Origin of the sequence: Paraburkholderia sp. Ac-20340, from assembly GCF_017104965.1 — a bacterium.
Classification (GTDB): Bacteria; Pseudomonadota; Gammaproteobacteria; order Burkholderiales; family Burkholderiaceae; genus Paraburkholderia.
This window is the reverse complement of record NZ_JAAGPR010000091.1, coordinates 1-765: the sequence shown is the minus strand read 5'-3', so window position 1 is coordinate 765 and position 765 is coordinate 1. Positions and strand designations below refer to the sequence as shown.

Annotated in this window: 1 pseudogene; it reads left to right on the top strand. The window is 57.3% G+C overall.

The annotated features are described in order from the left end of the window. A pseudogene (locus G3N59_RS36840) lies at window positions 1–267 on the top strand (IS481 family transposase); the annotation flags it as partial. Between the last annotated feature and the right edge of the window lie 498 nt (window positions 268–765).

The window sequence follows — 765 nt, the reverse complement described above, 5'->3', positions numbered from 1 at the left end:
GATATGAAAACGCCTGTCACGCGTTATCGGCCCAGTGCGCGCACATTCCCTGCGATCCTGCCGCCGATCGAATATGGGGAAAACGATGTCGTGCAACGCGTCGGATGGAACGGAGAGCTACGCTTCAAGCAGCGGCGATTCAAGGTATCCAGCGCGCTGCACAATCTGCCGGTAGGCATTCGCGAACGCGCAGGAGAAGACGACTGCTATGACCTGTATTTTGCGCACCACTGCTTTGGGACTATCAATCTGAACCAGCAAACATGAACGGAGAATGTGTTACCCATGTCTCCGTACACCTGTTACCCATGTCTGCGGTCCATACACAGCGGCAAAGAAAAGTAGGCAAAAGAAAGCCGCTCACACCGCCAGAATGACGCAGTCCACAACCAGCCTTACACGGGGAATGGTATAGGGGCGTCCGGCATCTCGCGCCTTCAAAGGTAGTGACAAAGCCGTCATTCATCCCGTTGCTCGCTGCGCGCGCAACGGTTGGGTTTGCCAGTGAAACCAGCAAACCTTCGGTTTGCGGTTATGCCCCTCGGGGCGCGTAGCGCCGCCGGGTGGGCGGGCGCCTTGTCACTAGCTTTGGTGGCGCGGGGGACCGGATGCTCCTATACCATTCCCCCTCAAAGGCGGTTTGCCAACTGCGTCACACTGGCGGTGTGAGCGGCTTTCTTTTGCCTACTTTTCTTTGCCGCTGCAAAGAAAAGTAGGTGCCGCCCCGCACAGGGGCGACGCTAATAGACCGACACGAAAACAAGG